Genomic DNA, 15,589 nt, shown 5'->3' with positions numbered 1-15,589 from the left:
AAGGAGAGGGGCTATGAGAAACTTTATTTCTGAAAGTCTCCCCCTATCGGGGGAGATTTAGAGGGGGCTTAACTATTATTATGGCAAAACATAACATCATACTTACCAAACAAGGCAAAACGGTACATGGTACGGTACAGCTCACCGGTTCAAAAAGTGAGTGTAACCGTGCGCTGATTATCGAAGCGCTGAGCGATGGTAAAGTAATAGTCGAAAATATTTCTGATGCTGCAGATGCGGTGACTTTGGCAAGAATTTTAAGAGAGAGCCAGCTTTATGGAGCGGAGAGCGACCAAGGCGTTTATGAAAATCCGCACCTCGCCACCCACACCCCGCACCTCATTAACATTGGCCCCGCAGGAACAGCTATGCGTTTTTTAACGGCATATTATGCCATAGGTAACCAGGAAGTGATTTTAACAGGCAGTGAGCGGATGAAGCAAAGGCCGATAGGGATATTGGTTGATGCGTTGCGCGGTTTGGGTGCCCATATCAGTTACGAAGAAAACGAGGGGTATCCCCCTATTAAACTTAAAGGCAGTTTTGAGCAGCAAACTCGTAAGATCAGTATTAAAGGTAATATCAGCAGTCAGTACATTACTGCGCTGTTACTCATAGCCGCCAAACTGCCTTTAGGTTTAGAGATACATATCGAGGGCGATCTTACTTCGCGCCCGTATGTGGAAATGACCCTGGCCATGCTTAGGCAGGCAGGCATCCAGCATAGCTGGGCAGATAATGTTATCGCTATTGAAAAACAGGATTATGCCGAAACATCTTTGCATGTAGAGCCGGATTGGAGCGCGGCATCATATTGGTACGCCATTGCCGCTTTAAGCGACGAGGCGGAGCTTTTCCTGCCGGGATTAACTTCATACAGCCTGCAGGGCGATAGCGTGATCACCGAGCTGATGGCCAACTTTGGTATCACATCGCAGTTTAAGGATGGCGGCGTATTTTTAACTAAAGAGCCGAAGCCCATCTTCCGTAAGATCTTTGATTTGAAGGAATGTCCCGACCTGGCCCAAACCATTATTGTGGTGTGCGCGGCTTTAGACCACGAGGCAAGCTTTACCGGGCTGGAAACTTTAAAAATTAAAGAAACCGACCGTATATTAGCCCTGCAAACCGAGCTGGCAAAAATTGGTGTTAAGCTGATTGAAAAAGGGCAGGTTTATAAACTGGATTGCAGCGAAAAGCAAATCCCGCAGCGTATGTTTGTAAACACGTACGACGATCACCGTATGGCAATGGCCTTCGCGCCGCTGGCCACGCTGATCCCCGAACTCGAAATTGAAGATGCCGACGTAGTAGAAAAATCGTACCCGGCATTTTGGACAGATCTGGTAAAGGTTGGGTTTGAAGTGAAAAAAGCTTAAAGTTAAATAAACCAATATGTCATTGCGAGCGTAGCGTGGCAATCTCAAAGGACAGGCGGATATGCTGAGATTGCCACGTCGCTGTCGCTCCTCGCAATAACATATATAAACAAACCGTAATTGCGAACTATAAAAGAATCAGTGTAAATCATCTAATCGGTGAAATCAATATAAAAATGGCAGGTAATTCATTCGGTCAATTATTCAGAATAACAACATTTGGCGAATCGCATGGCGAGGCTATTGGCGTAATTATCGACGGCTGCCCTGCCGGGCTTGATGTTGACCTGAATTATATTCAGGGCGAACTGGATAAACGCAAACCGGGGCAATCAAAAATTACGACGCAGCGTAAGGAAAGCGATATCGTAAAAATACTATCCGGTATGTTTGAGGGTAAAACCACCGGCACCCCTATCGCCATGATCATCCCTAACGAAGATCAGCGCTCAAAAGATTACGGGCACAACGTGGATGTTTTTCGCCCCTCGCATGCAGATTATACCTACGCTACCAAATACGGCATCCGCGATCATCGTGGCGGCGGCCGTTCGTCGGCGCGCGAAACTGCAGCGCGTGTAGCTGCAGGCGCTTTAGCCAAGCTGTTATTAAAGACACAAGGCATAGAAATATTCGCGCATGTGAGTAGCGTAGGAAAAATAAATTCTCCTGAAATTGATATCAATCTCAGTCATATTAACGCTTTAATTAATCATAGGGAATTGAATATAGTACGGTGTGCTGATCTTGATACCGCCGATAAAATGATAGAATTTATCGACAGCATCCGCAAGCAAGGCGATACCGTTGGCGGCAAGGTTAGTTGCCATATCATTGGCGCACCTGTTGGCCTGGGCGATCCGGTTTTCGATAAACTTCACGCCGATTTGGGCAAAGCCATGCTGAGCATTAACGCTGTGCACGGTTTTGAATTTGGTTCGGGCTTTAGCGGCAGCGAAATGCGCGGATCAGAGCATAATGATATTTTCATCAAAAACGCCGACGGCAGTGTTGGTACACGCACCAATTTTTCGGGTGGGATACAGGGCGGCATCAGTAACGGGATGCCTATCGAGTTTAAGGTTGCCTTTAAACCGGTTGCCACCATCATGCATAACCAGCAAACTATTGATGGCGAAGGTAACGTCGCCGAGATCACCGGTAAAGGCCGTCACGACCCCTGTGTAGTGCCACGCGCTGTACCTATTGTGGAAGCTATGGCCGCGCTGGTATTAGCCGATCATTGGCTGAGGAACCGGAATTCAAAATTGTAAATGTACAGGTTTCAAATGTGCGGATGTGTAGATAATTAAAAATCAACATAGCCATACATTTATTGATTTTTTGCACATCTGTATCATTACCTAACATCTGTGCGTCTCTTAATTTGCACATCTGCATATTTGCACATGTGCTCATCTAAAAAATCTGCACATCACTAACAATGCCTAACATTATCCACTTATATAAAAAAGCTTACAGCGGATTATCGCCAAACAGCTGGTATTTAAGCGCGGCGATGTTTGTTAATCGCAGTGGTACCATGGTGGTGCCTTTCCTCAGCATTTATTGTATCAATCAGCTTGGCTTTAATGTGGTGCAGGCGGGGTATATTATGGCCCTGTTTGGTATTGGCGCAATATTAGGTGCATTTATAGGCGGCAAGCTAACAGATAAGATAGGCTTTTACGATCTGCAATTTGTCACACTTTTGAGTGGGGGCATACTGTTTATTATATTGGGCTATCAACGTACTTTTTTATCATTAGCCATTGGCACGTTTGTATTAAGTTTTTGCAGCGAAGCTTTTCGCCCGGCTAACTCAACGGCCATAGCACATTACAGTTCGCCCGAAAATAAGACCCGCTCATACTCGCTAAACCGGTTGGCAGTAAACCTGGGCTGGGCATTTGGCGGCGGTTTAGGTGGCTATCTGGCATCTATCAATTACCATTTACTTTTTTGGGTTGATGGCTGCACCAATATCCTCGCCGCGCTGCTGTTGCTTAAGCTGATGCCACGGGGCGCCATTAAAAAATCGGAGGTAAAACCGGTAGCAAGCGGCCCGGTTTCATCGGCGTATAAGGATACTACTTACCTGTGGTTCATTTTCCTGTCTACCATATTCGGTTTATGCTTTTTCCAGTTCTTTATCATGGAGCCGGTATTTTATAAGATCAGCTGGCATTTAGATGAACGCCTGATAGGTGCGTTGCTGGCGCTTAATGGCATTTTGATAGTAATTGTCGAAATGGTGCTTATCAATTACCTGGAAGGTAAGCGGCATGCCCTTATTTTTATTGTATGGGGAGTTTTGATAACGGGCCTGGGCTTTGTACTGCTTAATATCTTACCCGCAGGCCTGGCAACTGCTACCCTTGTGGTGGTGCTGGTAACTTTGGGCGAGATCATGAGCATGCCGTTCATGAACTCCTTTTGGATAACCCGTACCAATAATTACAACCGCGGCGAATACGCTGCGCTTTACACCATGTCGTGGTCGGCGGCACAGGTATTTGCGCCGGCTTTGGGCAGCCAGGTAATCAACTATGGCGGCTTTGATTCGTTATGGTGGCTACTTGGCATATTATCGCTCCTTACCGCCGGTGGGTATTATTTACTTTATAAAAGCAACAATAATATTATTGAAATTGTTGATGCCGAAGACATTGCGGCTTTGCCCCAACAATTACCATAAATTGCATCCATGAAACGTGTTTTAATACTTGATCTTGATAATACCATCTACCCCGTTAGTTCTATTGCCCACCACCTGTTTGGTAAGCTGTTTAAGCTGATTGATGAGAACCTGGGCGAAGAAGACAGGCAGGCCGCCAATAGGGCTAAAGAAGAGCTTACACGCCGCCCTTACCAGCATGTGGCCGATGAGTTTGGCTTTAGCGCCCAACTAAAAGAGCAAGGGATGGCAATGTTGCGTAACATCCGGTTTGAAGAACCGATGTTCCCTTACCCTGAATATAGCCTGCTTCGCCAGATCCCTATTGATAAATTTTTGGTGACCACAGGCTTTACCAAACTGCAAATGAGTAAGGTAGAGATGCTGAACATCACCGCGGATTTTAAACAGGTATATGTAGTAGACCCTGAGCAAAGCACCCAAACCAAGAAAGATATTTTCCAAAAAATAATGAAGGAGAATGGGTACGCGGTAAACGATGTTTTGGTTATTGGCGACGATCCACAATCGGAGATCAAGGCGGCGATTGAGCTGGACATCGATACCTTCCTTTTTGACCCGATGGATAAGTACACCAATGCCGGTGTCACCTACCATGCCCGCGATTACAGGGATGTAGCGGAAATAGTGATGAAATAGAAAATTGGACTATTTATTTTTTCCTTTGATACCAAAAAGATAACCAACTGTCAACGTTATTATTGGCACCATTATCGCCCAAAAATCTTTTATTGAAATGCCAAGTTTGTCGTTTGGTGTATTTAATGCGCAAAAAGTATAGATCATCCCTAAAAAAAAAAGCAGCAGAAGCAATTAATGCGGCCACATTATTAGGAATGCTTGTAGCACTCCCCCAAAACTGACCGAGCCATCCTCTTTCAGCCTTTGCTTTCGCTAAATCTGTTTCATGATCTAAAGCCTTTACAGCCAAATCATCTCGTTGTAAAATGTTTGGGTCAATATTTAGTGCCATTATTGTTCCTTGTAAAAAGTGTATTCAACTTTTTTATTTACTTGTTCATTAAATAATCTGGTAACCCATATTGATAAATAGATATCAGAGCCATTAAAGGTTCCTAATTTTAGTGGTTCAGAGAAACCAGAACCATATAAGTTGTTGAAATTTTTGAAAGTCCAAAGTCCAGAATTATTGTCTATTTTTTTAAAATCATGCGTTGATTCCTTAGCATTACTATCATCTATAAATTTCAGAGTTAATTTTAACTCGAAGCCCAAATCAAATGTTAAAGTATTATTGCCTTGAGTGAAAAGTATCCCACTTTCCATCAATTCTAATGTACCGGTTGTGATTTTCATATATTAAATATGTTCCTAATTTACACTTATAAATCTAATTAACAGAAACCGTTAACTTAAAACAACTCTTTCAACACCCCCACCGTTACTATCAATTGCCCCAAATGGCGCATAGTATGTTCGGCGCTATGCGTGTAAAGCCCGATAATTGTGGATGGCAATTGCGCCCGGCCAACACCTCTAAAGTCGGTAAGGTTTGCCTCGCTGGCTGTACCCAATTGCTGGATGGCTTCGTTAACCTCGTAGTTAAAATTTTCAACTAATTCGGTAACGGTGTATATTTTATTGGTCGGTTTGCCCTCGGTTGCCAGATAGTTTAACTGCTCTTCGCTCAATGCCTCGCCGCGGGCATAAGTAAATAAGCGGTTAAGCACACCTGTTAAATGCTGCAGGTGAAAGCCCGGCGATGCCATCCCTGCCACTTTATTCCACAACAATTCATTCGGGAAATCTGCCATTAATTCATTCAATTCTTCGCGCGCCTGTAATAATGCATGCGCAACCGGTTGTAACAGAGGGTGTAGTTGCGGCAACGGCCCGCGCAGCCAAACTTCCGGGAGGTTTGTATTCGCCATAAACCAAATATAATGTAAACGCCGTGGCTCAGCATCAGCCCAAAGTAAATCTGTAAATAAATGTTGGCACAGCTTTGTGGTATAGCTATTGCATAACAGCAAATAAACAATCATAAAATGATAAATTCTACTATAAAAAAGTCGGCCCTGCAGGTGTTAGTTATGCTGATTTGTGTACTTAGCCTAACCTTTCAAAGCTGTAAAAAAAGCCGCTCTGACCTGGGTAAGGTACTGTACGAAAAAACAAAGAACAAAGTATTTAAAGATGCCACGCCCGAAGGCCTTGCCGAGGTGTTTAAACAGGTACTTGCCGATAACAAAAGCAAGATGGATAACCCTAACCTGATTACCAGCTTTTACGAGAAAAATGATTACGACCCCGTTTTTGTAATGGACCATATATTTAATGGCGATGCGGACCTTACCGCGAATTATTTTGAAAAAGCCGGACAGCACGGCCTTGACCCAAAAATGTTTAAGGCCGACCAGATAAAACAACTGGTTGCCAAATTTAAAGACAAAAAGGGTATTAAAACTTTAGACGAAGCGTATCATGATATTGCTGACCTGGAGATATTAACCGCCAATTCGCTTATCAATTATTCCAGCGCTTTGCAGTTTGGGATGGTAAGCCCGCGTAAAATATATGCCCGTTATTTTACCGCCACCAAACGCCCCGACAGCACATCGATGATGCAGGCGTTAACCGCCACCAACCTGAAGACTTACCTGGATAGCATCCAGCCTAAAGACCCACAATATCTGATGCTGCAAAAAGCATTGATAGCCGGCGGTACCGCACAGGGCATGACCAAGGAAGAAACTACCCGCTATTTGGTAGTAAACATGGAACGTTTAAGATGGAAGAACAAGCCGAGCCAGCCAAAATATGTTATCGTTAACATTCCCGATTACCGTTTGGATGTAATGGATAACGGCCAATCTATCCTGAACATGAAGGTAGTTGTGGGAGAAGGCCGCAATACAGACAATACCAACACTTTAGTTGATTACGACGAAAGCGATAAAAAAGACCGCCCCTTTAGCCGCGAAACACCGCAATTGAACAGCCTGATCCACAGCGTACAGGTTAACCCGGTTTGGAACATTCCGCAGAGTATAGCCAGTAAAGAGATAATGGTTGAAGCTGCGCAGGACCCTTATTACCTGTCTAACAAAGGCATCGACGTATACGAAAACGGCAAAAAGGTAGAAGACCCCGAAACGATTAACTGGAGCAGCGCGCCAAAAGATAAGTATGAGTTTAAACAGCGCCCGAGTGATGATAATTCTTTGGGCAAAATAAAGTTCTTGTTTAATAATAACAGCAGTGTTTACCTGCACGATACGCCTGCTAAAAGTGGCTTTACACAAACTATGCGTGCCCTGAGCCATGGCTGTGTTCGCCTTGGCGACCCGCAGGCTTTAGCTAAAGTGGTATTTGGCGAAGGTGCTACTTACAATAAAATTGCAAAAGCTATGAGCGAGGATAACCCCGAGCCTACAACCATTGCCGTTCCTGATAAAATGCCGGTTTATATAACTTATGTAACCTGCTGGGCAGATAGCAATGGCACCCTGCAGTACCGCCCGGATGTTTATGGGCTGGATATTGTATTGTACGGACATCTGCAAAAGTTCCTGGCCAACAATGACCAGATAGCAGCTTTGTAGAGATTGAAATGCTACGCTTTAGAGATTAGAGAGTGGTGATTAGAGATTAGTGTTAATCGATGAAACCGGATCATGATCAATAAAACCCCAACACAATAATAAAGCCCGTCTGCATTGCTGCAGACGGGCTTCTTATTTATAATTTGTTAGCTTGGTTTTAAAGTTTTGCCATTGTAGCAGCGCCTGTAGTATCAGGAGCAATAAAGTTGGCAGGTGCTGTTTCATCTAATAGTTTAGATGTGTAGTTGCTATCGTTACCGTTGATGTACATTACAGAGCCACCTTTGATGGTATTGATAACCTGATCAGATACTTCGGGCGATACGGCCGGGCAACCAAAGCTGCGGCCCAAACGGCCTATCTGGTTAATGGTATTCTGGCATACATAATCGGCAGCATGTACAACAATACCTCGTGCACGCGCAGCGCTATTAATGCCTGCATCCAAACCATCCAGTTTTAACGAGCGGCCGTGTTTACCAAAATAAACCTCGCTTGCCAAATAAAAACCTAAGCTGCTTTGGTGCGACTCGTTATTATTTGAGAAACGGCTGGCCATATCATCGCCACTACCCTGCCCGTGGGCAACCCATGTATTTAACACCAACGATTTATTCAATACGTCAATTATCCACATACGTTTTTCACGGCTCGATTTTGTAAAATCGATAACGGTGATAATATTGCTGTTATTAGATAGCTTATTGGCAAGCTTAAGGTTTAAATAACCTGTAACCGCTTTTTGCAATACCGCTACATCCATACCTGTTTGCGCCAGGTTTGCAGTGTTGTATATATCAGAAACGTATTGTGCAAAAAGTTCTTTAGCACCTAACGTTTTTGTATCCGTAATTTTGTTTGTTTTGATCGCGCTTGTCGGTTTCCAACTGATAACCGTAATAGAAAATAACAATAAAGCGCCAATGATCCACCAAATGTGTTTCCTCATAATAATTGGGTTTAATCTGTTAAATTAATTGGTAACAAATCTGCTAATGATGTATTATTAGTTGAAATTGTTAAGACAAATATACGTAAAAAACCTAAAATTATTGTCACAGCAGTCTAATCATCCACTTCAAAGAAAAATTATTGCTAAAAAGTTAATGCCAGCTCAATAAAAGAAAGTAAAAATAAACCTGTAATTATTACTTATTCCAGGTGATCTTTTCTTCTATCGGGGTTTTTCTTTTGCCTTCGGGCTGGTTATCGGTGTAGCCCATAAACAATACTCCAAGCACGCTATCTTCGGCCCCTAAACCAAAATGTTCGGCATAAGCAGGTTTTAACACCATACCACCGGTGCTCCAAAAGGCACCTATGTTTAATGCCGTTGCACCCAATAAAAGGTTTTGCACCGCGCATGCAGTAGCTATCACTTCCTCAAACTGCGGGATCTTTGGCAGATCGCCACGTTTTTGATAAGCGATTATAACATGCGATGCGGCATTAGCCTGGTTTTGAAAGTTGGTGTAAGCAGTAGGATTAAAGCTTTCGCCGGGGTTGGCAGCTTTGTACAATTCGGCATGTTGTTCACAATAAATTTTAGGGTCTTCAAATACAATAAAACGCCATGGCTCGGTATTACCGTGGTTCGGTGCCCAGTCGGCCAGTTCTAATATAGATGCGATGTGGCCGTTCGGGATCTTGTTACCGTTCATGGTCGACGGTTTGATGGTGCGGCGGGCCTTAATGTTATTTGCGATTGCTGAAAATGTAGTATCCATAGTTGTAAAAGTATATAGCCTGATTTAGACATGCGCAAAAATAGAGAAATAAGTTACATGATAGGATAATTTAAGGAGGATAATATTTACCTTTCAAAGCGTTTAATTTACAGCAATACAGCAGGCAAATAAATGAGTAACTGGATAAAAAATTATAGCGGGATGATATGGCTGATAGCCGGTATTATTGCAGGTAGCGTGGCTGGTATTGTACTTGGTGAACGGGCCGAAGTACTAAAACCTATTGGCGATATATTCCTGAACCTGCTGTTTGTAGCCGTGATACCTTTGGTATTTTTTGCCATTTCCTCGGCCATTGCCAATTTAGAGGGTTCGCAAAAATTAGGGCGCATTATGGGTGTTATGTCGGCAGTGTTTTTGGGTACGCTCATTATGGCGGCGCTGCTTAGTATTATTGCTTTATGGCTGTTTCCCATTGGGAAAACATCGTTTGCGGCGGCTGGCGCTGTGCCCGCTGTAACAGGCAAAAACCTATCCGGCGACCAGATAACTCAGCTTTTTACCACCAGCGAATTTTTCAACCTGCTATCGCGTAAGAATATGCTGGCCATGATCATATTTGCCCTGCTGGTTGGTTTTGGCGCGCGCAGCGCGGCAGAAAAAGGCAAACCGTTTGTACAGTTTTTAAACGCAGGCAACGAGGTTTTTAAGCAGGTATTCGGTATTATTATGAAAGCCGGCCCAATTGGTTTAGGCGCTTATTTTGCTTACCAGGTGGCCGTGTTTGGCCCATCGTTATTTGGTACTTATGCCCATGTACTGGGCATTGGTTATGGTGTAAGCTTATTTTACTACGCTGTGTTTTACAGCCTATATGCCTTTATTGCGGGTGGTGTAAAAGGCATTAAAAGGTATTGGGAAAATAACATTATCCCATCGGCTACGGCGGTGGGTACCTGCAGCAGTATTGCCACCATACCTGCCAATTTAGTTGCTGCCAAAAAAATGGGAATCACAGATGCGATATCCGGGATAACTATCCCACTGTTGGGTACTCTGCATAAAGATGGCTCCAGCATTTCTTCCATCCTGAAAATGTCGGTGGTGTTTGCCATGTTCGGGCGGGGCTTTGACAGCGCCGGGGTGATCGTCCTGGCGCTGGGTATGACGGTATTGGTAAGCATTGTTGAAGGCGGCATCCCCAACGGGGGTTACATAGGCGAACTGCTGTTTATTTCGGCTTACGGTTTTCCACCCGAGGCCCTTCCGCCTGCAATTATCATCGGCACATTAATTGACCCGATAGCCACACTTTTGAATGCCACAGGCGATACAGCGGCCGCGATGGTAATTAATAGATTTGCGGGGGAGAAGCAGGTACAGCATACTTAATTAGGTTTTACAGCTTTTCCAATAAGATCAACATCAACCAACTCCAGCGATTTAACCATGTTTTGTACTGTATCTTTGTATTTTTTAAAGTGCGGGGTTTCTATGTGTGCTTTATAGGCGTCTACATCAGCATATATTTCCAGGATAGTGATATGCGACGCATCCTTTTTATCGGCCACGGCATAGTAGGTCAGCACGCCCGGTTCAAGCGCGACAGCTGTTGTCATTTGCAGTTTAAGTGCCGCGTTATATTGTTCCAATTGCGCTGTGTCTACCTGAATTTTTGCAAGCCTTACCATTTGTTCCTTTTGTTGTGCCATAACGCTTGCTGAACACGAAATTATTATAGCTATACTTAATAGTAGTTTTTTCATTTATGAAGATAGTGAATTAGATAGTTTAAAAACAAAAAAGGCCCGATGAATATCAGGCCTTTAAATGCTTGGCTTTCACCCCTTAATATATCGCCGGATACTTACCCGGGTTAGCCTCGTTCATCATTTTGTAAACGGCTTCTATAACATCATCATTTGATGGCTTGCTGAAGTAGTCGCCATCTGAACCGTATGGCGGCCTGTGTTCGGCGGCGCAGAGGGTTTTGGGTTGCGAATCCAGCGAGTAATAGCCGTTCTGCGCTTCTATTACCTTTTGCAGGATATAGGCGGAACCACCGCCCGGCAGGTCCTCGTCAATTACCAATAGCTTATTGGTTTTTTGCAGGGATGTACCGCACAGGTTATCGGTATCAAACGGATATAAGGTTTGCGGGTCTATCACTTCGATATTGATGCCCATCTTCTCCAGTTCTTCGGCTGCTTCCATTACAATGCGCAGGGTTGAGCCATAGGTAACTACGGTAACATCGGTGCCTTGTTTTATAATTTCGGCCTTGCCCAATGGCACGGTAAATTCGCCAACGTTGGCAGGTAACCTTTCTTTTAAACGGTATCCGTTAAGGCATTCAATAACCAGCGCGGGTTCGTCACCACGCAGCAGGGTGTTATACATACCTGCAGCCTGTGTCATATCGCGCGGAACGCAGATGTGCATACCACGCATAGCGCTCAATATTAACCCAAGCGGCGAACCTGAATGCCAGATGCCCTCTAAACGATGGCCGCGGGTACGTACTATAAGCGGCGCGCGCTGTCCTCCACGGGTACGGTAGCTTAAGCTTGCCAGGTCATCGCTCAAAACGGTGATGGAGTACAGCAGGTAATCAAGATATTGGATCTCGGCTATTGGCTTTAGGCCACGCATGGCCAAGCCCATACCCTGCCCTATTATGGTCGCTTCGCGGATGCCGGTATCGGTAATGCGCAGATCTGTGTATTTGTTTTGCAACCCGGCAAATCCCTGGTTTACATCGCCAATAGAACCAACATCTTCGCCGAAAGCCACAATAGCTTTATCGCGCTCAAAGTTAGCGTCGAAGCAGGCGTTTAGCACCTCGCGGCCGTCCATCAAACGGGCATCGCTATCGTACTGCGGTGCCACAACCGGCACATACAACGGCGACTTTGGCGTATCTGTAAACAGTTTTGAATTAAAGCGCTCTACATTTTTCTCTGTTTCGCCACTTAGCCAGCTAATAAGAGTTTGCCTTGCATCGTTGTTTTCTTTAACAGTTAAGCGCAAAACTTTACGCACGCAGGCAATGGTATCCCTGCGGCCCGGATCGATACAGGTTTGCAGCGAGGACATCAGGCCAAGCAACTCATCGCGATGGGTGGATGATTGCGCTATTCGATCTATCAGTTCAACAGACTGCGCCATTTCTGCTTTTATCTCGTCCTCCAGTTCGCCCCATGCTTCGCGCTGGCAATTACGTACATGCTTCTTAGCTTCTGCCTCTAAAGCATCAACTTCTTCGGCAGAAATAATGGCCGACTGGATCATCCATTTGCGCATTTGCAAAAGGCAATCGTGCTCCTCTTCCCAGCTTAGCCTGTCTTTTGATTTATACCGCTCGTGGCTGCCCGATGTAGAGTGGCCCTGCGGCTGTGTCATCTCGATAACGTGGATCAAAACCGGCACATGTTCTTCGCGGCAAACTTTTATGGCGCGCTCGTAAGTTTCGCAAAGGGCAACATAATCCCATCCGCGTACTTTAAATATCTCGTATCCGTTGGCGTTACTATCGCGCTGGAAACCTTTTAATATCTCTGATATATCTTCTTTTGTAGTTTGTAACCTTGCAGGCACAGATATCGCATATGCATCATCCCAAATAGAGATAGCCATAGGCACTTGCAGAACCCCGGCCGCGTTAAATGCCTCAAAAAACAACCCTTCGGATGTGGAGCCATTGCCTATGGTGCCAAAGGCAACCTCGTTACCGTTAACCGAAAACTGTTTAAGGTATTCCAGCTCTTTATTTTGGCGATATAATTTTGATGCATATGCCAAACCCAGTAAACGGGGCATATGGCCGCCTGTGGTTGATATATCGGCGGCACAGTTCATGGTTTCGGCCTGGTTTGTCCAGCTGCCGTCTGCATTTACATAACGTGTTGCGTAGTGGCAGTTCATTTGCCGGCCGGCCGATGCGGGGTCCTTTTCAATATCAGGGTTGGCATATAGCTGGGCAAAAAACTCCTTAAGGTTGCTCATGCCGGTGGCAAACATAAAAGTTTGGTCGCGGTAGTAACCTGCACGCCAGTCGCCCTTACGGAAAACCTTGGCCATAGCAAGCTGGGCAACCTCTTTACCGTCGCCAAAAATACCAAACTTAGCCTTGCCGGTTAAAACCTCGCGCCTGCCAATAATACTGGCCTGGCGGCTCTCGAAGCCAACACGGTAATCATCAATTACAATTTTTCTAAAATCGTCAAAACTGAGTTCGGCAGTGTTTGTACTATTGCCTGTGTGTATTCCAGTTTCGGGCATATAAAATTTTGTTTAGGCGGTAAAATTAGGAAATTCTATTCTGTTATTTGTATTGGTTAGTGTAAAACATATAGTTTTTACAATAGTTTTGTATTTAGGTTAAACCTTTTATATTTGTAATAATCAAACATGCAACCATGAAAAAACTACTATTAATATGCGCAGTTGTTTTAGGCTTCGCCTTTAACGCATCTGCCCAAACCGACACACAAGCCGAATTTAAATTTAACGAGGAAAAACACGATTTTGGTAAAATTCCACAAGGCACCCCTGTTACTACTGTGTTTGAATTTACCAACGTTGGCAAATCGCCGTTAATATTAACCGAGGTTAAGCCAACCTGCGGCTGTACAGTTGCAGATTATACCAAAACGCCTGTAGCGCCAAATGGTAAAGGATCTATCAAGATAACTTACAACGCGGCGGCAGCTTCGGCATTTAATAAAACCATTGTAGTAACATCAAACGCTAAAACACCTACCAAGTATTTAAATATTGTAGGCGAGGTTGTTGCGAAGCCCGCGGTAAGCAGCAGGTAAAAAACCCTTATGCAAATAAAAATTTAAGGCATCCTTAACGGATGCCTTTTTTTATGCCCTTAAATATTATTATGTATGCATAGATTTTACAAAAGGTGTATTACATCTTTTTACTAATTTTGCAGTATGCCAAAAATTTCGCAAAAAGGGCAGCGCATGCCCGCATCGCCTATACGTAAATTAACGCCGTTTGCTGATAAAGCCAAGCTTGAAGGTAAAAAAGTGTACCATCTTAACATTGGCCAGCCGGATATTGAAACACCTGAAGGAATGCTTAATGCCATTAAAAATATCGACTTTAAGGTATGGGCCTATACTCCTTCTGAGGGCACGTTGAGCTATCGTAAAAAGCTTACCGAATACTACAATAAGCTGGGTTATAACATTACGCCCGAAAATATAATTGTTACCACGGGCGGTTCTGAAGCCATCACAATTGGTATGATGGCCTGCCTTGACCCGGGCGATGAGGTGATCATCCCCGAGCCTTTTTATGCTAACTATAACGGCTTTGCCAACCAAAGCGATGTGGTGGTAAAACCTATCCTGTCTTATATTGACAATGGTTTCGCCCTGCCCCCTATCAGCGAATTTGAGAAACTGATAACCGATAAAACAAAAGCTATCATCATTTGCAACCCTAATAACCCTACAGGTTATTTGTATTCGCAAGAAGAACTGGATGCCTTGAAAGAACTTGCTTTAAAGTATGACCTGTATTTATTTAGCGACGAGGCATACCGCGAGTTTTGTTATGATGGCCGCCAGTTTATATCGCCCATGCACCTGAGTGGTTTGGACGAGAATGTAATTGTGATGGATACTGTGAGCAAGCGTTACAGCGCATGCGGGGCACGCCTGGGGTGCCTGATAACCAAGAACAAAGCAGTATTAGCAGCCGGGTTAAAATTTGCACAGGCAAGGCTTTCGGCCGGCATGGTAGAGCAAATTGCCGGCGAAGCCGCTGTTGACACACCTGATGAATATTTCGCTGCAGTAAATAAAGAATATACCAAACGCCGCGATACCCTGGTAACCGCCCTTAATAAAATTGAAGGTGTGTACTGCCCAAACCCGGGCGGCGCATTTTACGTAGTAGCTAAGTTCCCGATTGATAACGCCGATAAGTTTTGCCAGTGGATGCTGGAAAGCTTTAGCTACGAAAACCAAACTGTAATGATGGCTCCTGCTACAGGCTTTTACAGCACACCGGGCGCCGGATCAAACGAAGTGAGAATGGCATACGTGCTTAACAACGATGATCTTAATAAGGCTATGCTTTGTTTGGCAGAAGCGTTAAAAGTATATCCGGGACGCGCGGCTGACATTTAATAGTTTGCAGTTGGTAGTATTCTTTTTGCAGTCAGAAAACAATAGTTTGACATTTTGCAAATGTTTAAACAGCCCACTGTAAACTTATTTGAGTATATTTGTAGTT

General features: G+C 44.3%; 15 protein-coding genes. 8 read left to right on the top strand and 7 right to left on the bottom strand.

Annotation, left to right across the window (positions count from 1 at the left end; genetic code table 11):
• Nucleotides 1-80: 80 nt before the first annotated feature.
• The 4 genes from aroA (at nt 81) to EWM62_RS05350 (ending at nt 4,716) form a co-directional block, all read left to right on the top strand.
• Complete coding sequence (gene aroA, locus EWM62_RS05365) at nt 81-1,379, top strand: 3-phosphoshikimate 1-carboxyvinyltransferase (RefSeq protein WP_129875629.1); 1,299 nt, start codon at nt 81-83, stop codon at nt 1,377-1,379.
• A 176-nt stretch (nt 1,380-1,555) separates the two neighbouring features.
• Nucleotides 1,556-2,653 carry a chorismate synthase gene (gene aroC, locus EWM62_RS05360; protein WP_129875628.1) on the top strand — a complete coding sequence of 366 codons (1,098 nt, stop codon included), beginning with the start codon at nt 1,556-1,558 and terminating at the stop codon, nt 2,651-2,653.
• A 170-nt stretch (nt 2,654-2,823) separates the two neighbouring features.
• Nucleotides 2,824-4,077: an MFS transporter gene (locus EWM62_RS05355; RefSeq protein ID WP_129875627.1), complete on the top strand. Its 1,254-nt coding sequence runs from the start codon at nt 2,824-2,826 to the stop codon at nt 4,075-4,077.
• Between the two features lie 9 nt (nt 4,078-4,086).
• Nucleotides 4,087-4,716 (top strand): HAD family hydrolase, encoded by a 630-nt coding sequence (locus EWM62_RS05350; protein WP_129875626.1) that lies wholly within the window; start codon nt 4,087-4,089, stop codon nt 4,714-4,716.
• Nucleotides 4,717-4,729: 13 nt separating this feature from the next.
• Here the strand turns inward: EWM62_RS05350 and EWM62_RS19235 are convergent, their stop codons facing one another.
• From EWM62_RS19235 to EWM62_RS05340, 3 genes are read right to left on the bottom strand one after another with little or no spacing between them, the layout of a single operon-like run.
• The gene (locus tag EWM62_RS19235; protein ID WP_162499784.1) at nt 4,730-5,050 is read right to left on the bottom strand and encodes a hypothetical protein; all 321 of its coding nucleotides are present in this window, start codon (nt 5,048-5,050) and stop codon (nt 4,730-4,732) included.
• A complete protein-coding gene (locus tag EWM62_RS05345; protein WP_129875625.1) occupies nt 5,050-5,394 on the bottom strand; it encodes a DUF6864 domain-containing function in 345 nt (114 codons plus the stop codon). Before EWM62_RS05345 ends, EWM62_RS19235 begins: the two co-directional genes overlap by 1 nt.
• A gap of 56 nt (nt 5,395-5,450) precedes the next feature.
• Nucleotides 5,451-5,969 (bottom strand): DinB family protein, encoded by a 519-nt coding sequence (locus EWM62_RS05340; RefSeq protein WP_129875624.1) that lies wholly within the window; start codon nt 5,967-5,969, stop codon nt 5,451-5,453.
• Nucleotides 5,970-6,086: 117 nt separating this feature from the next.
• On the opposite strand from EWM62_RS05340, the gene EWM62_RS05335 reads away from it, so the two are divergent.
• Complete coding sequence (locus EWM62_RS05335) at nt 6,087-7,643, top strand: L,D-transpeptidase scaffold domain-containing protein (RefSeq protein ID WP_129875623.1); 1,557 nt, start codon at nt 6,087-6,089, stop codon at nt 7,641-7,643.
• A 157-nt stretch (nt 7,644-7,800) separates the two neighbouring features.
• Here the strand turns inward: EWM62_RS05335 and EWM62_RS05330 are convergent, their stop codons facing one another.
• Nucleotides 7,801-8,592, bottom strand: a complete 792-nt coding sequence (locus EWM62_RS05330) for a murein L,D-transpeptidase catalytic domain family protein (RefSeq protein ID WP_129875622.1) — start codon at nt 8,590-8,592, stop codon at nt 7,801-7,803.
• Nucleotides 8,593-8,791: 199 nt separating this feature from the next.
• Nucleotides 8,792-9,370, bottom strand: coding sequence for a nitroreductase family protein (locus tag EWM62_RS05325; protein WP_129875621.1), 579 nt, complete (start codon nt 9,368-9,370; stop codon nt 8,792-8,794).
• A gap of 132 nt (nt 9,371-9,502) precedes the next feature.
• On the opposite strand from EWM62_RS05325, the gene EWM62_RS05320 reads away from it, so the two are divergent.
• A complete protein-coding gene (locus EWM62_RS05320; protein ID WP_129875620.1) occupies nt 9,503-10,723 on the top strand; it encodes a dicarboxylate/amino acid:cation symporter in 1,221 nt (406 codons plus the stop codon).
• Here EWM62_RS05320 and EWM62_RS05315 read toward each other — a convergent pair.
• Entirely contained in the window at nt 10,720-11,097 is a 378-nt protein-coding gene (locus EWM62_RS05315; protein ID WP_129875619.1) for a putative quinol monooxygenase, read from the bottom strand. The genes EWM62_RS05320 and EWM62_RS05315 overlap by 4 nt on opposite strands.
• A gap of 82 nt (nt 11,098-11,179) precedes the next feature.
• Nucleotides 11,180-13,612, bottom strand: coding sequence for an alpha-ketoacid dehydrogenase subunit alpha/beta (locus EWM62_RS05310; protein ID WP_129875618.1), 2,433 nt, complete (start codon nt 13,610-13,612; stop codon nt 11,180-11,182).
• 137 nt (nt 13,613-13,749) lie between these two features.
• On the opposite strand from EWM62_RS05310, the gene EWM62_RS05305 reads away from it, so the two are divergent.
• Complete coding sequence (locus EWM62_RS05305) at nt 13,750-14,151, top strand: DUF1573 domain-containing protein (RefSeq protein WP_129875617.1); 402 nt, start codon at nt 13,750-13,752, stop codon at nt 14,149-14,151.
• A gap of 126 nt (nt 14,152-14,277) precedes the next feature.
• Complete coding sequence (locus EWM62_RS05300) at nt 14,278-15,483, top strand: pyridoxal phosphate-dependent aminotransferase (RefSeq protein ID WP_129875616.1); 1,206 nt, start codon at nt 14,278-14,280, stop codon at nt 15,481-15,483.
• The last annotated feature ends 106 nt before the right edge of the window (nt 15,484-15,589 follow it).

Origin of the sequence: Mucilaginibacter terrigena, from assembly GCF_004168255.1 — a bacterium.
Taxonomy (GTDB): Bacteria; Bacteroidota; Bacteroidia; order Sphingobacteriales; family Sphingobacteriaceae; genus Mucilaginibacter; species Mucilaginibacter terrigena.
Note: the sequence above shows the minus strand (reverse complement) of the source record. Positions and strands in the feature narration are given on the sequence as shown.

Bases quoted from the DNA above. Each gene is read 5' to 3' on its own strand.
- aroA (WP_129875629.1), top strand. From the start codon at position 81: ATGGCAAAACATAACATCATACTTACCAAACAAGGCAAAACGGTACAT.
- aroC (WP_129875628.1), top strand. From the start codon at position 1,556: ATGGCAGGTAATTCATTCGGTCAATTATTCAGAATAACAACATTTGGC.
- EWM62_RS05355 (WP_129875627.1), top strand. From the start codon at position 2,824: ATGCCTAACATTATCCACTTATATAAAAAAGCTTACAGCGGATTATCG.
- EWM62_RS05350 (WP_129875626.1), top strand. From the start codon at position 4,087: ATGAAACGTGTTTTAATACTTGATCTTGATAATACCATCTACCCCGTT.
- EWM62_RS19235 (WP_162499784.1), bottom strand. From the start codon at position 5,050: ATGGCACTAAATATTGACCCAAACATTTTACAACGAGATGATTTGGCT.
- EWM62_RS05345 (WP_129875625.1), bottom strand. From the start codon at position 5,394: ATGAAAATCACAACCGGTACATTAGAATTGATGGAAAGTGGGATACTT.
- EWM62_RS05340 (WP_129875624.1), bottom strand. From the start codon at position 5,969: ATGGCGAATACAAACCTCCCGGAAGTTTGGCTGCGCGGGCCGTTGCCG.
- EWM62_RS05335 (WP_129875623.1), top strand. From the start codon at position 6,087: ATGATAAATTCTACTATAAAAAAGTCGGCCCTGCAGGTGTTAGTTATG.
- EWM62_RS05330 (WP_129875622.1), bottom strand. From the start codon at position 8,592: ATGAGGAAACACATTTGGTGGATCATTGGCGCTTTATTGTTATTTTCT.
- EWM62_RS05325 (WP_129875621.1), bottom strand. From the start codon at position 9,370: ATGGATACTACATTTTCAGCAATCGCAAATAACATTAAGGCCCGCCGC.
- EWM62_RS05320 (WP_129875620.1), top strand. From the start codon at position 9,503: ATGAGTAACTGGATAAAAAATTATAGCGGGATGATATGGCTGATAGCC.
- EWM62_RS05315 (WP_129875619.1), bottom strand. From the start codon at position 11,097: ATGAAAAAACTACTATTAAGTATAGCTATAATAATTTCGTGTTCAGCA.
- EWM62_RS05310 (WP_129875618.1), bottom strand. From the start codon at position 13,612: ATGCCCGAAACTGGAATACACACAGGCAATAGTACAAACACTGCCGAA.
- EWM62_RS05305 (WP_129875617.1), top strand. From the start codon at position 13,750: ATGAAAAAACTACTATTAATATGCGCAGTTGTTTTAGGCTTCGCCTTT.
- EWM62_RS05300 (WP_129875616.1), top strand. From the start codon at position 14,278: ATGCCAAAAATTTCGCAAAAAGGGCAGCGCATGCCCGCATCGCCTATA.